15 protein-coding genes, 1 tRNA gene and 1 pseudogene are annotated in these 18,414 nt (G+C 71.4%); 8 read left to right on the top strand and 9 right to left on the bottom strand.

The window, feature by feature from the left end:
- The first annotated feature begins 75 nt into the window (after window positions 1-75).
- Both JNW98_RS19250 and JNW98_RS19245 read left to right on the top strand, forming a co-directional pair.
- Window positions 76-294: a hypothetical protein gene (locus tag JNW98_RS19250; protein ID WP_223769496.1), complete on the top strand. Its 219-nt coding sequence runs from the start codon at window positions 76-78 to the stop codon at window positions 292-294.
- Between the two features lie 379 nt (window positions 295-673).
- Window positions 674-1,978 carry a cytochrome P450 gene (locus JNW98_RS19245; RefSeq protein WP_223769495.1) on the top strand — a complete coding sequence of 435 codons (1,305 nt, stop codon included), beginning with the start codon at window positions 674-676 and terminating at the stop codon, window positions 1,976-1,978.
- A gap of 56 nt (window positions 1,979-2,034) precedes the next feature.
- Here JNW98_RS19245 and JNW98_RS19240 read toward each other — a convergent pair whose 3' ends face one another.
- From JNW98_RS19240 to JNW98_RS19225, 3 genes and pseudogenes are all read right to left on the bottom strand, one after another.
- The gene (locus JNW98_RS19240; protein ID WP_223769494.1) at window positions 2,035-2,403 is read right to left on the bottom strand and encodes a hypothetical protein; all 369 of its coding nucleotides are present in this window, start codon (window positions 2,401-2,403) and stop codon (window positions 2,035-2,037) included.
- Between the two features lie 433 nt (window positions 2,404-2,836).
- Window positions 2,837-3,304: pseudogene (locus JNW98_RS19235) on the bottom strand (methyltransferase domain-containing protein); the annotation flags it as partial.
- A gap of 582 nt (window positions 3,305-3,886) precedes the next feature.
- Window positions 3,887-4,147 (bottom strand): hypothetical protein, encoded by a 261-nt coding sequence (locus JNW98_RS19225; protein WP_223769493.1) that lies wholly within the window; start codon window positions 4,145-4,147, stop codon window positions 3,887-3,889.
- A gap of 237 nt (window positions 4,148-4,384) precedes the next feature.
- Between JNW98_RS19225 and JNW98_RS19220 the strand changes: the two genes are divergently transcribed.
- Both JNW98_RS19220 and JNW98_RS19215 read left to right on the top strand, forming a co-directional pair.
- The gene (locus tag JNW98_RS19220) at window positions 4,385-5,335 is read left to right on the top strand and encodes a hypothetical protein (RefSeq protein WP_223769492.1); all 951 of its coding nucleotides are present in this window, start codon (window positions 4,385-4,387) and stop codon (window positions 5,333-5,335) included.
- On the top strand, window positions 5,336-5,944 hold the full coding sequence (locus tag JNW98_RS19215; protein WP_223769491.1) for a YdcF family protein: 609 nt from the start codon (window positions 5,336-5,338) through the stop codon (window positions 5,942-5,944).
- Window positions 5,945-5,964: 20 nt separating this feature from the next.
- Here the strand turns inward: JNW98_RS19215 and JNW98_RS19210 are convergent, their stop codons facing one another.
- Window positions 5,965-7,194, bottom strand: coding sequence for an MFS transporter (locus JNW98_RS19210; RefSeq protein ID WP_223769490.1), 1,230 nt, complete (start codon window positions 7,192-7,194; stop codon window positions 5,965-5,967).
- 64 nt (window positions 7,195-7,258) lie between these two features.
- On the opposite strand from JNW98_RS19210, the gene JNW98_RS19205 reads away from it, so the two are divergent.
- Window positions 7,259-8,248 (top strand): ArsR/SmtB family transcription factor, encoded by a 990-nt coding sequence (locus tag JNW98_RS19205; RefSeq protein ID WP_223769489.1) that lies wholly within the window; start codon window positions 7,259-7,261, stop codon window positions 8,246-8,248.
- A gap of 4 nt (window positions 8,249-8,252) precedes the next feature.
- On the opposite strand, the gene JNW98_RS19200 is transcribed toward JNW98_RS19205, so the two are convergent.
- Window positions 8,253-11,528, bottom strand: coding sequence for an amidohydrolase family protein (locus JNW98_RS19200; RefSeq protein WP_223769488.1), 3,276 nt, complete (start codon window positions 11,526-11,528; stop codon window positions 8,253-8,255).
- 156 nt (window positions 11,529-11,684) lie between these two features.
- The gene (locus JNW98_RS19195) at window positions 11,685-11,978 is read right to left on the bottom strand and encodes a YiaA/YiaB family inner membrane protein (RefSeq protein ID WP_223769487.1); all 294 of its coding nucleotides are present in this window, start codon (window positions 11,976-11,978) and stop codon (window positions 11,685-11,687) included.
- Between the two features lie 251 nt (window positions 11,979-12,229).
- Here JNW98_RS19195 and JNW98_RS19190 point away from each other — a divergent pair.
- Window positions 12,230-12,303: transfer RNA gene (locus JNW98_RS19190), tRNA-Pro, on the top strand.
- 350 nt (window positions 12,304-12,653) lie between these two features.
- On the opposite strand, the gene JNW98_RS19185 is transcribed toward JNW98_RS19190, so the two are convergent.
- On the bottom strand, window positions 12,654-13,874 hold the full coding sequence (locus tag JNW98_RS19185; protein WP_223769486.1) for a beta-ketoacyl-[acyl-carrier-protein] synthase family protein: 1,221 nt from the start codon (window positions 13,872-13,874) through the stop codon (window positions 12,654-12,656).
- Window positions 13,864-14,109: an acyl carrier protein gene (locus JNW98_RS19180; protein ID WP_223769485.1), complete on the bottom strand. Its 246-nt coding sequence runs from the start codon at window positions 14,107-14,109 to the stop codon at window positions 13,864-13,866. The genes JNW98_RS19185 and JNW98_RS19180 overlap by 11 nt, the downstream gene beginning before the upstream one ends.
- A gap of 348 nt (window positions 14,110-14,457) precedes the next feature.
- Here JNW98_RS19180 and JNW98_RS19175 point away from each other — a divergent pair, with 348 nt between their 5' ends.
- Together JNW98_RS19175 and JNW98_RS19170 are read left to right on the top strand one after the other, a co-directional pair.
- Window positions 14,458-15,471, top strand: a complete 1,014-nt coding sequence (locus tag JNW98_RS19175) for a terpene synthase family protein (protein WP_223769484.1) — start codon at window positions 14,458-14,460, stop codon at window positions 15,469-15,471.
- Window positions 15,468-16,847 carry a cytochrome P450 gene (locus JNW98_RS19170; RefSeq protein WP_223769483.1) on the top strand — a complete coding sequence of 460 codons (1,380 nt, stop codon included), beginning with the start codon at window positions 15,468-15,470 and terminating at the stop codon, window positions 16,845-16,847. Before JNW98_RS19175 ends, JNW98_RS19170 begins: the two co-directional genes overlap by 4 nt.
- Before the next feature lie 42 nt (window positions 16,848-16,889).
- Here the strand turns inward: JNW98_RS19170 and JNW98_RS19165 are convergent, their stop codons facing one another.
- Complete coding sequence (locus JNW98_RS19165; protein WP_223769482.1) at window positions 16,890-18,155, bottom strand: phthiocerol/phthiodiolone dimycocerosyl transferase family protein; 1,266 nt, start codon at window positions 18,153-18,155, stop codon at window positions 16,890-16,892.
- Window positions 18,156-18,414 lie beyond the last annotated feature (259 nt).

Raw genomic sequence — 18,414 nt, 5'->3', positions numbered from 1 at the left:
GCGGGTGGTGGGCTCGCACCCTCGGTGTGGCGGGGTCGTTGGTCGGCTGGGGGCTGATCGGCGAGGGGAACCGCCTTGGGACGGGAAGCGAAGCGCGCGGGCGGCAACAGCGTCGGGATGCCGCCGTTCCCGGAGGCGGAGATCGAACGCATCCGGCACGCCTGGAACCGGGCGATCGCGGCCGGGCCGATGGAGAACGGGGCGGAGACGAAGTACCACTTCACCCCGGACGGGAAGGTGCTGTCGGGCGCAGTGGGCAAGAGCGGGCAGGCCTGGCGAAGGGTGAGCGGCTGACGCCGTCGGTGGCCGAGCGGCTGCGGCGCGAGATGCCGTTCCTCGCCCCGATAGTGACCTTCTTCGAGAACAACCAGGCGGTCGGCCGTGGCCTGGAGGGCGCTCCCGCGGACGGCATGATGCATCTGGCACCGCCGCGTGGCCCGGACCCCATGCCGCCGGTCGACCCGGCCGCGATGGACTGGGCCCAGCGGTCGTCCGCGGTCTTCTGCTCGCTGCGGTGGGTCTTGGAGGCGCCGGAGAACGGGAGCGCTCGCCTTCCGAGGAATGAGGCATGCCAAGAGGGTGAAAAAGGGAATTATGTGCCGGTTGGGGAGTAATGGTGACTAGTGGTGCGGATCGGTGAGCACTGCTGTCCCGTCCGACGGCAAGGAGCGTGATGGAGAACAAACCCCCGGAGGAAAGGACGGCCGAGGGCGCGGCCCCGGATGCGCCGATGCCGCTGGAGGAGGTGGACCTCACCGAACTCGGCCGGTTCGTTGACGGGGTCACACCGTGGCGGATGTTCCACACACTGCGGCGAGAGGATCCGGTGCACTGGCAGCCGGAGCCCGAGCCCAACCGCGGGTTCTGGGCGGTGACCCGGCACGAGGACATCGCCCATGTCGGCCGTGACCCGCAGACCTTCACCTCCGCCGGCGGCGTCAACCTCGAGGAGCTGGACGACAGCCAGATCGCCGTCCGCGCCTCCATGCTGGAGATGGACGGACCGCGCCACCGGGCGCTGCGGCAGCTACTGCAAAAGCGGTTCACCCCGCGGGCTCTGGCCGTCTACGGCACCTACCTGCGCGCCCTGACCGCCACCACCCTCGATGCCGCCCTGCCGAAGAAGCACTTCGACTTCGTCCACGAGATCGCCGCCGACTTCCCCATCACCGTCCTGGCCCGCCTGCTCGACGTCTGCGAGGAGGAGACCCGGCAGATCATCGACTGGGGCGATCGGCTGCTGGGCAACACCGACCCCGACTACGCCGACGTGCTCCTCGACAGCCAGGAGAGCGAGCGGTACCGCGATCTGCCCTTCCGCAGCCCCGCCGCCGCCGAGCTCTTCGCCTACGGTCGCGAGCTCGCCGCCGCGCGACGAGGCGGCAACGGCACCGACCTGGTCAGTGCCCTGGTCAACCAGACCCCGTCGGACGGCATCGTGATGTCGCCGACCGACTTCGACAACTACTTCCTGCTGCTGGTCGTCTCCGCCAACGAGACCACCCGCCACACCCTCACCCACTGCGCTCTCGCCTTGATCGACCATCCCGACCAGGCCGCCCGGCTGCGGGAGGAGCCTTCACTCATCCCGGGCGCGGTGGAGGAGTGCCTGCGCTGGGCGTCGCCGGTCTACCACTTCCGCCGAACCGCCACCCGCGACACTGAGCTGGGCGGCAAACGCATCCGCGCGGGCGACAAGGTGGTGCTGTGGTACGCCTCCGGCAACCGCGACGAGGAAGCCTTCACCAACCCCTACACCTTCGACGTCACCCGGCAGGATATCGACCATCTCACATTCGGCAAGGGCGGCCCCCACTTCTGCCTCGGCAGCACCCTGGCCCGCATGGAGATCCAGACCGTGCTGGAAGAACTCCTGCCCCGGATCGCGGACGTCCGCCTGACCGGCGACGTGCCGCGGGTGCGTTCCAACTTCCTCAACGGCATCAAACACCTGCCGGTCGAAGTGACCCTCGCCTGATCCGCGACCGCCTGCCACAGACCGGCCGCACCAGGGATGGCTGAGCTCGCAGGTGCTTACCTCAGCGATCCCACTCCGAGGGCGATGAGCGGGGCTTCGTCGCCCTCCAGCCATCCCTTGAGGTAGGGCCGGAAGTCGGTCACCGACATAGGACCCTCCTCAACCCTCTCGTCCGTGAAGACGATGCGTTCGTTGTCCTTGACGAAGACGTACCTCCACCCCCCGTCCTCCCGGTCGAGCACCATCGCGGCGTCGATGTCCGCGTGGAATCGCTCAGGCAGGAAGCACCATTTCGCCTTGATCTCCGCAGGGCCCTCCTGGACACCGGCCTCGCCGAACACCACGTACTCCGAGCCCGACAGCGCCAGGTGTTTCCAGCCAGCCGCTTCCCGGACACCGGCCACAGCTTGGATCTTTTTGCTCACCTTCTCCTCCCGGAAAGAGCGCCAACGGCCGGTGCCGCCGACTGGCCCCATCCCCTAGAGTGCAACCTCCCCGCTGGCTCCGCACCTCCACGAGCCCGTCAACGGTGGACGGCCTACACCGGCTTCCAAGAATGCAACACCTTGTCACGTCAACTTGATCTCTGCCTGGCTTCTCGCGCATCCGGCTGACCATGACTTGCGACAGCTCGATCCCGTCCACCCGTACCCCGGCTGTTGACCTGCGAGCTTGGCCAGGATCTCGACCGTCTCGGCCTCATCGCCGCGAGGATCGTCGTCGTACCGCTGGGACACCTCATATCCGAGGCTCGTCTTGGGATCGAACCCCTCCACGTAACCGGGGGTGGGTAGTCGGGGTACGGGAAATCCCAGCGGTATTGATCTGTTGTTTTCGCGGCGATTACTGCGGCGACCCCCAGAGGGCCACGGGGCCGCCCTGGCGGACGGTCCAGGTGTCGCCCTCGGCCGTGAACTCCGCGAAGGACTCGCGGACCGGGTCGAAGACGTAGCGGAGCTGGGCGCCGTTGCTCGCCGTGGCGCGAACCAGCTGTGCACCGGGGGCCGCGAGCTGGGCGAGGAAGACGGGCATTCACTCTTCCAGCATGAGCGGCGAGAGCTCTGTCCGGCGTTCGCTGTCGGGGTAGGCCGTGCGGGCGGACAGGTTGCCGGCCACCGATGCGGCGGCTTGCGATCGGGCCTGCATGAAGGACGAGCGGCCGATGATCCGGCCCTCGGCGGTACCGTCGTCGTTGACCGAGACCTTGGCGAGGCCCGTGCCGTAGGGCCAGGAACCGACGGTGGCCAGGATGACGCCGCCCGGCTTGGTCTGCCTCACCCAGGTGTACGGGATGCGCCGGACGGCGCAGGTCGCGATCACCCGGTCGTCCACCGCAGGGTTTTGTAGATCACCTGATCGTGGGCGGCGACGAAGTCACGGGCCCACCCGGGTCGTTGGTCACAAGTGTCGGCGGCACACTGAGGCCGAGACGCTGGGCGAGCGCGAGCTGGGCGGGCTTGTAGTCGGCAACGGCGTTGTGCAGCGGGTGGTTCACCCACAGTGGCCTGTCGAGGGCGTACAGCGTGCCGTTCTGGGCGGGCAGAGGGAGCTGTGCTCGGTACGCTTCCGCAGCGAGTGGGTCGGCCCGGGGTGGATGAGACTCCGGGGCGGTCCGCTCGTCAGCGCAGGCGCCGCCGCTGGGCGTACGCGGTGCCCCACCGGACGGTGTCCGCGTCGATGCAGTCCCACCTCGAAGGGCGGGCCTTCGCGTGCAGGTGCCGATACCGGTAAGCATTCGGTGCACCTTCCGGTGCGTAACCTGCCGCCCCCAGAACTCGCGAGCCAGCGCCCCAAGTTCGGCGATCCGTTCACGCAGCGTGGGAACCGACTCGCAGAAGATCAGAACGATGTTCCGCTCCTCCTGCGAAAGCGCTGCCATCGGGCGGCGCAGCCTGTACTTGGGCTCCCTCACCACGTCATCACCTCGCGGATGTTTCGCATGCACTCGCTCTGACGGCCGACGTGCATCTCGTCGTAAACCGGCCGGCCGACGCCGGGGGAGGAAGGAACCCGTGCCCAGAGCACTCCGTGGTCGTCCCGCTCACCAGGCAGCGGGTCCTTCCACGTCCGTGGAGAGGGGGACCACTCCATGGTCAGGGCGTCCTCGAAGGCGCTCAGCTCGCTGGTCCGACGGACGACGTACGGCACCACGGTCGGACGGGGGATCATGCGGGGAACCAGTTGACGAGTCACGGGCGGCCCTCGACGGGGAGCTCGGCCCAGACGGTCTTGCCCCAGGCGCGTCGGGCGTACACCCACCGCCGGCTTAGGGCCTTGACCAGCCCCAAGCCGCGGCCCCCCTCTGCGGAGGACGATTCCGTGAAACGGCGCGCTTTCTCATTGGGGGCTGCCGCGCTGGCCGCTGCCCCTTTGAGTGGAGGGCGACGCGTTGTCGAGGCTCTGGACGTGATGAACCAGGACAGCCCTGGTGCCGTGACGGATAGCCTGAACGAATTGATCGAGCACTATTCTTTGACGATTTGCGCCGTATCCCCCGATGTTGCGTACGGGGAAGTTCTCGCCGTGAGGTCCTTTGCGAACGGTGTGCTGAAAGGTGTAGGGACGGGCCCGCGGTACAAGGATCTTTCGCTCGCTGTCGGCTGGTTGTCGTGCCTGCTCGGCATCGCCGCCTGCGACTCCGGAGCGCATGGGGCGTCGCATGTCTGGTGCACTGATGCCGAGCGCAGGAGCGCGGAGGCAGGGCACCCAGAGTTGGCCGGATGGGCGGTTCTGACCCGCTCGATGATTTCTTTCTACCAGGGGCAGCCGCGGCAGTCCGCCCTCCTGGCCTCGAGAGGTCAGGCCATGACGGCAATCGGCACGACGGCCCATGCCAAACTGGCCGCGCAGGAAATGCGGGCGGCGGCGATGTCGGGCGATATCGCCAGTGTGGAAAAAGCCAGGCGGCGTGCTACGGAGGCGATGTCCCGCCTTCCTTCGGACGGCTTGACGGCCGGAGCCTTCTCCATCGCTTCAGGGGAAGAGCCGCCTTACACGGCAACATCCCTCATGCTGCTGGGGCGGTTCGAGGAGTCCGTGGCCGCGACAGAGCGGGTGCTCCGGACCTGTTATCAGCCCGAGGCGCAGCAGCGTGGTGAGCACGCGTCCGGCTACGCACGTGCCCTGTTGATCCTTGGCCTGGCTCATGCCGGCAACGGGGACCTTGACGAGGCAGTCGCCGCCGGCCACGCCGCGCTCGCCGGGAAGCGCACGGCCTGGCCCACGCTGACTCTTGCCGGAAAGCTTGACCAGGCGCTGGAACGAAACTTCACCAATGCTCACCAGGTCAAGCATTACCGCGCCCGGTACCTCGAAGCGTCACACCGCCTTCGACTTCTCGGACCGTCCGGAGGGTAAATGAGCACTGACAACCTCACTGATGAGGAGATCGATACATGTACGGCGTTCGTGGACATCGAAGCGCCCCCGCCCGGCAACGAGCCGACCGCTCACCTGATCTTCGGAACGAACCAGACCCAGCCGGTCGACGTAGCAGCCGAGCGGTACCACAAAGGGCTGGCGCCCCTGATCATCGCCACCGGTGGCGTCAACCGCCACAACGGAATCATCGAAGGCCAGGAATTCCGCCGACTCCTTCTCGAACGCGATGTCCCTGAGGCCGCTATCAGGTGCGAGGACAAGTCCTCCAACACCTGGCAGAATGTGGAGTTCTCGTTGCCGTTCCTCCGCGAGGCCTTGGAGAGCGGACTGAAGATCACGGCAATCAGCAAGTGGTACCACCGCCGCACCCTCCACTGCCTTACGACGCTCCTCCCCGATATCGGCCCCTTCTACGGCATCTCCTGGGAGCCTTGGTACGCGGGCAGGCTCGTCACGCGTACAGAGTGGCCCCAGATCCCCGACGGCAAGCGCAGAGTGGTCCGTGAATGGGAGGAGGTGTCTCGGCGGGTCGCCGACGGAAGCTTCCGTGCCGCGGAACGTGTTGCCGGCGCATGGCATTGCTGACGCGCGGTGCGCGCCCCCCGTCACCGCCGTGCCCGGACCGCCGTCACCTGGCGCGTCAGTGCCGCCGTGCCCAGTAGGGCGGCGAGGGCGCACACGCCCGGCCAGCCGCACAGGTCGTACGCTCGGGCGCCGGTCCAGGAGCCGGCGCTGCCGCCGAGGTAGGCGCAGGTCATGTAGGCGGTGCTGACGCGGCTGCGGGCGTCGGCGCGGATCGCGTAATTGCGGACGGTGTTGGCGACCATGCCGGACTGCATGCCGATGTCCAGCAGGAGGGTGCCCGCCACCAGGGCGACCAGCCCGGCCGTGCCGCCGAGCGAGCCGCCGCACAGGACGCCGGCCGACGCGACGACTCCGGCCAGGCAGACGAGCCCCACGGCTTCGGGCCCGTGCCGGTCGACCAGGCGCCCCGCCACCGGCGTGCAGACCATCGTCGCGGCGTTGACCAGCGCGAGTGCCCCGACCGCCGACGCGCCGAGGCCGTACCGGGGGCCGGCCAGGAGCAGGGCGACGCCGGTCCAGACGGCGGAGAAGCCGGCGAAGACCGCGGTCTGGTGGAAGCAGGAGCGGCGCAGGGCCGGTTCGGTACGCAGCAGGCGGAGGGGCTCGGCCAGGAGCGCCGGGTAGCGCTGTGCCGTGGCGGCGGGCGCGCCGGCCGGCAGGGCGCGGGCCAGGACGGCCGCGGTGCCCAGCGTCAGGACCGCCGCGAGCAGGTAGGGGGCGCGCCAGCCGAGCCACTCGCCGAGGCTGCCGCCGGCGGTACGGGACAGCAGCATGCCGCCGAGGGAACCGCTCAGCAGCGTCCCGCTGGTGACCCCGCGGCGGTGCTCGGGCACCAGCCCGGCCGCCAGCGTGCCCGCCAGTGGCGCGACCACCGTCGCCGTCCCGACCAGGACGGCCGCCCCGACGAGCGGCGGCAGTGACGGCGCCGCGGCCGCGGTCAGCAGACCCAGGCCGGTGACGCCGAGCAGGGCGGTCAGCAGCGGCCGGTACGGCAGCCGGTCGCCCAGCGGTACGAGCAGGAAGATGCCCGCCGCGTAGCCGAGTTGCGTCGCCGTCACCACCAGGGCGGCCGAACCGGCGGAGACGTGCAGTCCGGAGGCGATCAACGGGCCGAGCGCCTGCGGGAAGTAGACGTTGCCGACCGCCACCCCGCAGGCGACGGCGAGGAGGAGAACGGCGCGGTGGGAAGGGGAACGGGCGGGCGCGCCGGCCCGCGGTACGGCCCGGAGCCCGTCGGTGTGCTGCGTCATACGGCCAAGTCCAGGGCAGGATCCCGGCGTTGCCCAACGATGTAGCGTCCTGCTTAATGGTCCCGTGATCAGCTTTTCGCTCGGTGTCGACGACCTCGCGGGCACGCGGTTCGCGATCTCCCCGTTGCAGGAGGTCATGGGGAGCCTGTGGGTGCTGCGGGATCCCGGCCGGTATCCGTTGCACGGGCCGTGGCGGCGGGAGGCCCTGGGGGCCGTCGCCGGGTTCGACGTGCGGCCGCTGCTCGCCCTGGTGGGGCCGAGCTTCGCGCTTCCGGACTTCCTCACGCCGTGGCCGGAGGGCTTCGCCCCGGCGATCGAGGACGAACTGGCCGTCGTACGGAGCACCCCCGCCGCCACCGTCCGCCGCGACCTGCTCGCGACGTACGCGCCGCACCGGCCGCCGTCCGACATCCTGCACGCGGTCACGGCGGCCGGGGACGGGCCCGTCCTGAGGTACCGCGACAGGGTCTGCGACCTGCTCCAGCGCTACTGGGACCTGGTCTTCCGGCCGGGCTGGCCGTACCTTCGGCAGGTGCTGGAGGCCGACGTCACCCACCGCGCGCGGCAGCTCGCCACGGGCGGCGTGCGGCTGCTCTTCTCCGAGCTCCACCCCAACCTCCGCTGGGGCGACGGCGTCCTGCGCATCGACCGGATGATCGGCCACCACCGCGTCGACGCGTCGGGGAGGGGGCTGCCGCTGGTTCCCTCCCTGTTCGCCTACAAGCCCGTCCCGCCGCTGGGCGCCGACCGGCCGCCGGTGCTGACCTATCCCAGCCGCGGCGTCGCGACGGCCTGGGCGCCCCCGCCCGGTCCGGCCCCGGACGACCTGGCGGCGCTCCTCGGCGCGCCCCGGGCCCTGCTGCTCACCCTGCTCGGCGAGGCCGCGACGACGGCGGGCCTCGCCGGGCGCCTGGGCGTGACGCCGAGCGCCGTCTCCCAGCACCTGCGTGTCCTGCACACCACCGGCCTCGTCAGCCGCGTCCGCGACGGGCGGTACGTGCTGTACCGGCGGAGCGGGCTGGGGGACCGGCTGGTGGGGAGCACAGGGGCGTAGGAGGTCAGTGGCCCGGGTCGCAGCACGAGTCGCGCCGCAGCAGCCGTCCCACCTCCAGCCACTCGCCGTGCGTCGAGCTGCCGTGCCGGCCCGCCGGGGCCGCGTCCCCGCCGTACGCGTCGAGGAGCTTCCGCTGCTCGAACGGGAGCCCGCCGCGGAGCACGGACTCCGTCCGCACCAGCGAGTCGAAGTCGGTGAACGGGTCGCCGTCGACGATCGTCAGGTCGGCGAGCTTGCCGGCCTCCAGGGTGCCCAGGTCGCGTTCGGCGCCGAAGACCCGGGCCGGGATCACCGTCGCCGTGCGCAGCGCCTCGGCGGGGGAGAGGCCGTGGCGGTGCAGGGCGCGCAGGCCCATGTGCAGCGAGAGGCCGACGGGCACCAGCGGGGCGTCCGTGCCGAGCGCGACGAGGCCACCGCCGGAGAGGATCCGCCGGTAGACGTCCGTCTCGGTCCGGAGCGTGGCCAGTTGGTCGCCGGTCGGCCGCTCGGCCGCGGTCTTGCGGACCAGCTCCACGTCCCACGGCGGCATCAGCCGCGTCACCCGCGGGTCCTCGGCGAGGCCCGGCTGCTCGCCGATGAGCGGGACCGAGGTGAAGATGGTCGCGATCATGTGGAAGTTCGTCCGGGTGTAGATCTCCCGCACGTCCTCGTACGCCCGCCCGCTCGCCGACGTCGCGTGCCCGAACTCCAGCCGCTGCGTGGCCTGGAGGTGGGTCGTCAGGTCCTGGCCGAGCTGGACGCCCGGGGTGCAGAGGTGGGAGCCGGTGCGCACGCCGAGCACCTCGTGGGCGTGCCGGGCCGCCTCCTCGATCACCCAGCCGGGCGCGCGGACGTACGTCTTCACGAAGTCCCAGTCCAGGGCCGCGGCCCTGGACAGCGACCGGCGCAGGCCCTCGCGGGTGCGGTGCGCCCGGCCCATGCTGTACGCGACCCGGCCGCCGTCCAGCAGCTCGCCGCAGGTCAGCAGGCGCGGCCCGGCGAGGTCGCCGGCGTTCACGGCCTCGCGGATCCGGGCCTGCTCGTAGGAGGCGCCGCCGAGCGAGACGGCCGTGGTGATGCCGTACGCGAGCTGGAGCGCGGTCTGCCGGCCGCCGTAGGTGATCTGCCAGGGGTGGGTGTGCGCGTCCCACAGGCCGGGGAGCACCGTCCGCCGGGACGCGTCCACCCGGCGCCGCGCGGCGCGCCCCGCCCGGTGCGGCTCGACGGAGCGCACCCGGCCGTCGCGGACCAGCACGTCGACGTCCTCCCGGACGGTGCCCCCGGTGCCGTCCCAGAAGCGGCCGGCGTGGACGACGGTGTCGACGGGGGTCGGGCGACGGTAGTCGAGCCGGACGGGGACGGTACGGGTCTTGCCTGCTTCGGCGTCGAGCAGGCGCAGCTTTCCGGCCGACAGGTAGAGGATCCGGCGCGAGTCCGCCGACCAGGACGGGTGGTCGGCCGCCTCGTCGGTCAGCCGGCGGGGGGCGCCCGCGGGGGTGCCGTCGGGCTTCACCGGCAGCAGCCACAGCGCGGACTCGCTGATCACCGCCATGTGGCGGCCATCCGGCGACCACACCGGGCCGGAGTCGTAGCGGTCGGAGACCGAGGCGTGCGGGGCGAGGGCGTGCAGCCGGGAGGTGCCGTCGGCCGTGTCGATCACGCGGATGAGGTTGTAGCCCTCGCGGAAGCGCTGGTTCAGCCGGTTGCGGTCGCAGTACGCGACGTACCGCCCGTCGGGCGACCAGCTGGGCCGGCCGGGCAGCCCGCCGCCGCCCAGCGGCGCGGCCAGGACGCGGTCGGTGCCGGCGGCGAGGTCGCGGACGAGGAGGTTGCCGGAGAGGTCGAGGCAGGCCAGCCGCTTGCCGTCGGGGGAGAGCGCGGGGCTCACCCGGCCGCCGCCGGCCAACTCGGTGTCCTCGCCCGAGCCGAGGTCGTGGCGGCGGACGGCGAGCAGCCCGGAGCGGTCGTCGGCGTAGACCAGCGCCTTGCCGTCGGGGGTCCAGGACGGGCCGAGGAGGTAGCGCGTGGCGTCCGCGCGCACGATCCGGCGGGGTGCCGCGCCGCCGTCGACATCGGCGATCCAGAGGGCGTTCAGCGCGGCGAACGCGACCCGGCGGGCGTCCGGGGACAGCGCCGGGAGGTGCACCGCCCGCACCCGGCCCACGCCGCCGACCTCGACGTCGTACCGCTTGACGCGGTACCGCGGCCGGTCGACCGGCAGCTTCGCGGTGAACGGGACGGTGGCGACGGTCGCCGCTCCCGGCTCCTTGCCGCCGCCGGCCGCCTTCACCCGGACGACCCGGAACTGGCCCTCGACGGTCAGCAGCAGCTCGTCGCGCGAGATCCAGCGCGGCGGCACCGGCTCCACGTCGCCGTCGACGGGCACGGCCGCGCCGTCGACGACCAGGGTGCAGGACGCGGTGGGGGCGGCGGTCGTCCGCAGGTACGCCAGCCGCCCGCCCGGGCTCACGGCGGGCGTCATGACCTGCGCCTTCGCCGTCTCGGTGTGCTCGACGCGGACCGGGCCGCGGCCGTCCGCGGGCACCGACGCCACCGTCCGGGACGCCAGGGCGTCCTTGGTCACCTGGCCGCGGACGAACAGCAGCCGCTTGCCGTCCGGCGACCAGACCGGGTCGAAGTCCTCCCAGCCGCCGTCCTGCAGCGGGCCGTCCTGGTCCTTGAGCCCGGTCACCCGGGTCAGGACGCCGGTCCGGACGTCGACCGTCCAGATCCGGTACGGGCTGCCGGCCACCGGGTCGCCCTGGCGCTCCGAGGCGAACGCGATCCGGGTGCCGTCGGGGGACCAGGACGGGCCCCGGTCGTCCCAGGGGCCGTCGGTCAGCTGCCGCAGCCCCGTCCCGTCGGGGCGGAGGGTCCAGATGTGGAAGCCGCCGCCCCGGTACGCGCAGACGGCGAGCAGCCGGCCGTCCGGGGAGTGCACCGGCCGCGTCGGCTCCAGGTCCGGCGGCGTGATCGCCACCGCGTCCCCGCCCTTGCGGGGCAGCGACCACAGGACGTTCTGCACCTCGGCCACCAGGCGGTCGCCGTGGAGCGACGCCGAGCCGTTGGTGGCGGCGGTGAAGGACAGCACGGGCGCCCCGGAGCCCGCTCCGGCCGCTCCAGCCGCTCCAGCCGCTCCAGGCGCTTCGGCCGGGGCGGCCGGTGCCGCCTCCGCCGGCGTCGGAACCACCCCGGCCGCCCCGGCCATCCCGGCCACGGCGGCGGTGCCCGCGGTGGCCTGGAGGAATCTGCGCCGGGAGAGCGGGGAGAGGCGAGTGCCCGAGGGGCCCTGGACGTCCAACTGTCCTCCTGGGGTGCGGGAGTTGCACGGGGCACGAGAGAACGATCTCGATCCGATCATCGTTCACGGTGCACGGGCCCCGGTCAACACCACACGGGAGGGAGTGGGCACGGCCGGAGGCCGGTCACGGCCCGGTCGCAGCCCCTCGACGGCCGGTCACAGCCCCTCGACCTTGAACGCGTCCTGCTCGATCAGCAGCTTGTCGAGCCGCGCCTTGTCGACCCGGTTGGTGATCTCGTCCACCTCCTGCCGGTCCCGCACGCACTTGGCCAGCGTGAACGCCGACGACACCACGAAGATCAACCCCAGCCCCAGGAACCCCCGCTCCCAGGCGCCCACCGGCAGCTTCACGATCCCGACCGCCAGCGCCACCAGCGACAGTCCGAAGGAGAGGGCGGCCTGGATGTAGAACGCGGTGGTCGTGGGCCGCTGTATCGAGGGAGTAGTCATGCCCGGCAGCGTCGCGGACCCGGGCCAGGGCCCACATGAGTACCGCTACTCATCTCCGCCCCCGCGCCCCCGGCCCTGATACCCACCACCCACACACCCACACCCCGGCCCCTTGAGCCCCGCCCTCGCCCCTTCCCCGCCCGCCCCCGCCCGTTTCCTGCCGCGCACAACCCGTGCGCGACCACCCCACGCCGTGCGGTATTGTTCTCTTGCGCGGTCGGCAAGGGCACCAGCCCGAGCCGGACGAGCACCGGGACGTGGCGCAGCTTGGTAGCGCACTTGACTGGGGGTCAAGGGGTCGTGGGTTCAAATCCCGCCGTCCCGACACGGTGAAAGAAGCCTCTGATCAGCGGGAAACCGCAGGTCAGAGGCTCTTTTCAGATGGATCGGCGGACGAGCCGCAGGTGCCGCACGGGCGGGGTCTCCGGGACCGGGTTGGGACCAGCGGGTTCCTGGCGGCCTTCGGTGAGATAGCGGCTGAGGGCGGCGCCGGCCAGGCGGATCGAGCGGCGCAGGCCAGGCGACCTGGCCGTAAGCGTGGGCATCCGCCCCCGGTCCGGCACACCATGCAAGCGGAGGCTCGCTGGGCGGGGTACGGCTCAGCCGGGGACTCGTGGACGAAGGGCCCCCGACGCTGTTCAGGGGTGAGCGGCGTCCAGGCTCCTCCGGCTCTCGTCAGGCGGTCGTGAACAACAGGACGGCGTTCTGGCCGCCGAAGCCGAACGAGCAGCTAAGGCCCGCTTTCCCGACCATCGGGCGTGGCTGGTCGGCGACGATGTCCAGTTTGTGATCGCCGTCCTGGCCCTGGAAGTTCGCCACCGGCGGTACCGTCCGATGGCGCAGGGAAAGAACCGTGTAGGCCGCCTGGATCGCGCCCGCCGCCCCGAGGGCGTGACCGATCACGCCCTTGGCGGCCGTCACGGGAGTGTCCGCTCCGAAGACCCGGGTGAGGGCCGCGGCCTCGGCCGCGTCGTTCAGTACGGTGGAGGTGCCGTGTGCGTGGACGAGACCGACATCTCCCGGGGCGCCTGCCGCGTCCTCCAGCGCGGCGCGGATGACCCGTTCCGCTCCGGCTCCGTCCGGGTGCGGGGCCACCGGATGGTGCGCGTCCGCTCCGGCTCCGTAGCCGCGCAGTACCGCATGGACCGGTGCCCCGCGGGCGCGGGCGTCGGAGAGGCGTTCCAGCACGAGGACCGCGGCGCCCTCCCCGAGGACGAAGCCGTCCCGTGCCGCGTCGAACGGCCGACTGGCCAGCTGCGGTTGTCCGCGTCGCCGTGACAGTGCCCGCATTCGCGTGAAGCAGATGGCCGTCATACGGGAGCGCGCGGACTCGCTGCCGCCGGCCAGCACGATGTCGCATGTCCCGGACCGCAGCAGGTCCCGCGCGACCCCGATCGCGGTCGCGCCCGAGGCGCAGGCACTGGAGACCGTGAAGTTCGGACCCCGGGCGCCCAGGTCGATCGCGACCTCGCCCGCGGCCATGCTCGGCACACTGCGCGGCAGTGCGAGCGGCGAGACCCGCTCGGGCCGGTCCGCGCCGAGATGGCCGAACTCGGTGATGTACGTGCTGAGGCTGTTGGACCCGACCCCGAGTACGATTCCGACCCGCTCCGCCGGCCATGTGCCGGTGTCCAGCGCGGCGTCGGCGACGGCTCGTCGTGCGGCGGTCAGGGCGAACTGGATGAACCGGTCCACGCGCCGGGCCAGGGACCGGCCGAGTTCGGCCGCGGCGTCGAATCCGGTCACCTGGCAGGAGAAGTCGACGGGCAGTCCGGCAAGTTCGGGGTCGGGGGTGGCCAGGGAGCGGCCCCGGCACAGGGCCGCCCAGTTCGCCTCCGCCGTGTGCCCCGCCGGAGTCACCAGGCCCAGCCCGGTGACCGCGATCTCAGGCCGCATGCTCGAACGCCCGGGCCGCGTCACCGAGCGTGGAATCCGGGAAGAGGTCCAGCTCGCCCTCGGCGAGGACGATGCCGAACTCCTGCTCCGCCGCCACGACCAGCTCCATCAACGACAGCGAGTCCATCCCGAGGCTCTCGAACGTCGTCTCGGCGGTCAGCCGCTCCGGCGTCACCTCGACATCGAGGTGACCGGTCAGCAGGGCGACGAGCGGCTCGGGCAGTGTCCGTTCCACGTCCCGACCCACGTCCCGTTCCGCGTCCCGACCCGCATTCCGACCCGCATCCGGATCCGCTTGCTGTGTCATGCCGTGATCCTCGCAGCGCGATGGCTGCCGGAATGGCGTGCCCGGGTTGTGGGGCCGAGCCCCGAAGGACACGCCCCGCTCGACACCGGAAGTCCGGCCGGGTCACGGACCACCGGGACGAGAAAGGGCGACGGCGGATTCGGACACGAGATCACCGTGGGGCGCCCGGAGCTCCTCGCACGCGCTCGCCCGTTGGAGTGGCTTTCGGGATGGAATGGTTGTACGCAATCCCGTCAGCGCACGATCTCGGTGAGTCCAGCGAAGGAGCAGCCGAGCGTGACGCGAACCGGAGCCGTGTTCACCACCCCGTGGCCCCTGCGGGTCAACCCGCATCTGGACCAGGCACGTGAGAGCGCACTTGCCTGGATGCGGAGATCCGGCCTGCTGGACGGCGAGCAGGCCGAGAGGGACTTCGTCGACTGGCGACTGGCCGATGTGGCCGCCTTCTTCTACCCCAATGCCAGTGCCGAGGAATGCTGTACGGCGGCGCAGATGATGGGCTGGTACTTCCTGCCGTTCGACGACCAGCTGGACGGCGAGATCGGCCGTCGCCCCGGCACAGTGGCGGCCGTCTGCAACGCCCTGATCGGCATCGTGCACGGAGCGTCCGGGCCGGAGGCGTACGATACGCCGACGGTGCGGGCCTTCGCCGATCTGTGGAGCCGGATGGTGCGAGGGATGTCCCTGCCGCTGCGCACGCGCCTGGCGTACCACTGGACGTCGTACTTCTCTTCCCAGGTGACCGAGGCAATCGACCGCACGACCGGGTTCGCCCACCGCGACCTGGCCGACTACTTCTCGCTGCGGGCCGCCACCACGTGCGCCTTCGGTCAGAACGACCTGGGTGAGAAGTGGGGCGGCAGCGAGGTCCCGCCGGAGCTGTGGCACCACCCTGTGCTGCGGCGCATGCGACAACTCGCCGCCGACGTCGTGGCGTTGCGGAACGACTCCATGTCGCTCCCGCACGAGGACGTCACCAGTGGGCTCAACGCGATCCATCTCATTCAGCGCAGCCGCGGGTGCACCCGGCAGGAGGCGCTGGCCGAGGCGTCCCGTCATGCTCAGGAAAAGGTCGACGAACTCGTGGAGCTGGAGGAGCGGGCATTGTCACGACTGGTACGGGCCGTCGAGCGGGGTCAGCGTGGGGCGCTGACCGGATACGCGGACATCATCCACGACTGGATCCGCGGTGACTACGAATGGGAGCAGATCACCACGCGCCATGACCAGCACCGCGTCATGCCCGACTGGGCGTCCGGTCTGCTCGTGGGCGCGGGGGCTGAGCGATGACGACGACAAGCCTCCCGGCGTCCCTCGTTCCCGCCCCGCGCGCACCCGGTGCCCTGCCCGGCGTGGGCCACCTGCGGCAGCTGCTCGTCGACCCGACCCGGTTCCTGACCGGCCTGCCGTCCTACGGCGATCTGGTGGAGATCCGGCTCGGCCCCCGGCCCACCTACGTGGTCTGCGGTCCGGATCTGGTCTCCGAGGTCCTCGTGCGCCGCCACCGCGACTTCGACAAGGGCGGCCCCTTCTTCGACAACATCTCCGTGTTCTTCGGAGACGGCCTGGCGACCTGCCCCAACGCCAAGCACACCCGGCTGCGCCGGATGACCCAGCCCGCGTTCCACCCGGGCAAGCTGCCGGGCTACGCGGAGCTGGCCGGGCGCGAGGTCACGGCTCTCACCCGGGAGTGGCGCGAGGGACAGATCCTGGACGTGCGGCGGCTGATGCAGGAACTCGCGATGCGGATCACCGTCTCGACGATGCTGTCATCATGGTTCGACGACACCGGTGCGGACGTCGGCGAGGTCCGCCGCACGCTGGGTGACGTGGACGTTCTGGTCAGCGGCGCGTTCCTGCGGATGGTCGCGCCCGGCCTCGCCCGCCTGCCGCTGCCGGCCAACCGGCGCTACGCGCGGGCCCGGGACTCCTTGTACGCGCACATCGACGCCACCGTCGCCGCCTACCGCCGCGCCGGTGCCGACCGGGGCGATCTGCTGTCCATGTTCCTGGCCGAGGACGGCGACGGAAACGCGCTGTCGGACACGGAAGTGCGCGAGCAGGTGATGACCATGTTCATCGCCGGTATCAGTACGACCGCCGCCATGCTCGCCTGGACCCTGTACTACCTCTCGCTGGACGACGACCTCGACGCGGCCGTCGCGGCCGAGGCGCGGAAGGTCTGCGGCGGCGGCCCCGCCCGGCACGAGCACCTTCCCCGGCTGACGACCCTGATGGCCGTGGTGACCGAGGCATTCCGGATCAGGCCCTCCGCCTGGCTGTTCAGCAGGACCGCCGTCACGGACACGTCCTTGGGCACCTACCGCGTGCCGGACGGTGCCGACATCCTCATCAGCCCGTACATCATTCACCACCGGCCCGACCTCTTCCCCGACCCCGAACGGTTCGACCCCGGGCGCTGGACCGGCGGCACGAACAGCTGGGCCAAGGCCGAGCGGACGATGGCGATGGTGCCCTTCGGAACCGGGGCCCGTAAGTGCATCGGCCATGACTTCACCATCATGAACGTCATGCTGCCCCTGGCGACCGTCCTGGCCGACTGGAAGCTCACCCCCGCCACGTCCCGCCCGGTCACCCTCGTCGGACGCAGCATCATCGAACCCCGCAATCTCGACCTGCGCCTGCACCGCCGACAGGTGTCCTAGCGAGGACCGCACCTCGGTCCACCGTGCCGCTGTCCACCGGGCCTACTCGCGCAGCGCGCGGTGGACGGCCTCCTCGATGGCCTCGGCCAGGTCGTCGGCCTGCCGTGCGGTGAACCAGTCCGCGGCCATGACCAGGGTGATATCGAGGCCGGCCGTGCCGTCGTGGCCGCCGGTGAGAAAGACCGAAGGCAGGGGGCCGGGAGGAAGGGTGCACCCGTCGATGGGGCCGGAGCTCAGATCCGGAGGGAGGAGCAGCGGTGGGGTCTTCGTCATCAGATCGCTGACCAGCACACTGATAGGCGTGTGCGCCACTTCGTCCATCAGTTCGGCGGTCGCGGCGATCGCTTTCTGCACTGTGTTGTCCAGGACCGCCGCGCGCAGTTGCTCCAGCACGCGGCGCCCGATGCCGACCGGATGGGAGTCGGGCCCCACCTCGACCACGGCGCGCGAGGCGGTGGCGGCCAGCACCATCTCGTGCATGGGCATGGGCGGACGGAACCGCCGCCGTAGATCCAGCGCGGACAGGCACGTCATGGGGACGCTGTCGTCACGGGAGGGTGTCTGCGAGTGGACGGCGCGCAGCGCGATGCCACAGGCCAGCGCGTGCAGGCTCATGCGTGCCGCCTTGGCGGTGCGCGTCAGTTGATCGACGGACCCGGCGGCCAGTCGTACCCGTCGCCTGTGGACGCCGGCTTGCGTCGCTCGCGCGTCGCGGCCCGCCGCGAGGGCGGGGACGCACGCCGGGACGAGATCTCGGGTCTTCGCCGAGCGGTCCCTGAGGAAGACGCTCAGCTCCTCGGTGGAGAAGCGGGCGCGGAAGTGTTCTTCGACGGGTCGGGGCAACCCGGCGGCCGGGGGCGGGAGGTGCGGCGTGCGGCCGGTGACGCGTGCGCTGTAGCCGCGCCACAGGGTGTGCAGCAGTGCCAGCGCACTGACACCGTCGCTGATGGCATGGTGCACCGACAGCGCCAATCGGTGGCGGTCCTCCGCCTCCTTGGCCACGACGACCCTGAACAGCGGCGTGTCCGGCGCATAGGGCACCCCGGCCTGGTCGATACCGTCACCCACGCCCAGACGCGGACCGGGCACCGACGGGTCCAGCCGCAGGACATGGCCCTGATCCCCGGTCACGATCCGCGCGGACAGCACGGGGTGCAGACCGAGCAGGTCCTCGACTACGGACGCGAGGGCGTCGAGGTCGAACCGGCCGTACACCCGCTGGCTGAAGTGGATCGGCGTACCGAACGGGACGAAGGCGGCCTCGCTGGCCGCGAGCGGGCGTTCCTCCACCGCGGTGGCGTCGGTCAAGATGAGCTCCTCGCAGAGGTCGCGGATCGCGGACCGGCGCTGTGGTCAGGGCCGGGGGCCGGCATGGCCGGTGCCCGCACCACGATGGTGGTGCGCTCGCGGCGCTCAACGCAACGCGGTCCGCTTCCGGTTCACCCCCTCGGGTCTTCGCCCGTCAACAGTCCTCGGCCTGCTTCAGTCGAACGAATCAAAGTTCCACCCGGACGGTGCGACAGTCCGCCGAACAGAGTCACTGCGGCCGTGAGTTGAGTAGAACGGT

The organism is Streptomyces huiliensis, assembly GCF_020037025.1.
In the GTDB taxonomy this organism is placed as follows: domain Bacteria; phylum Actinomycetota; class Actinomycetes; order Streptomycetales; family Streptomycetaceae; genus Streptomyces; species Streptomyces huiliensis.
Note: the sequence above shows the minus strand (reverse complement) of the source record. Positions and strands in the feature narration are given on the sequence as shown.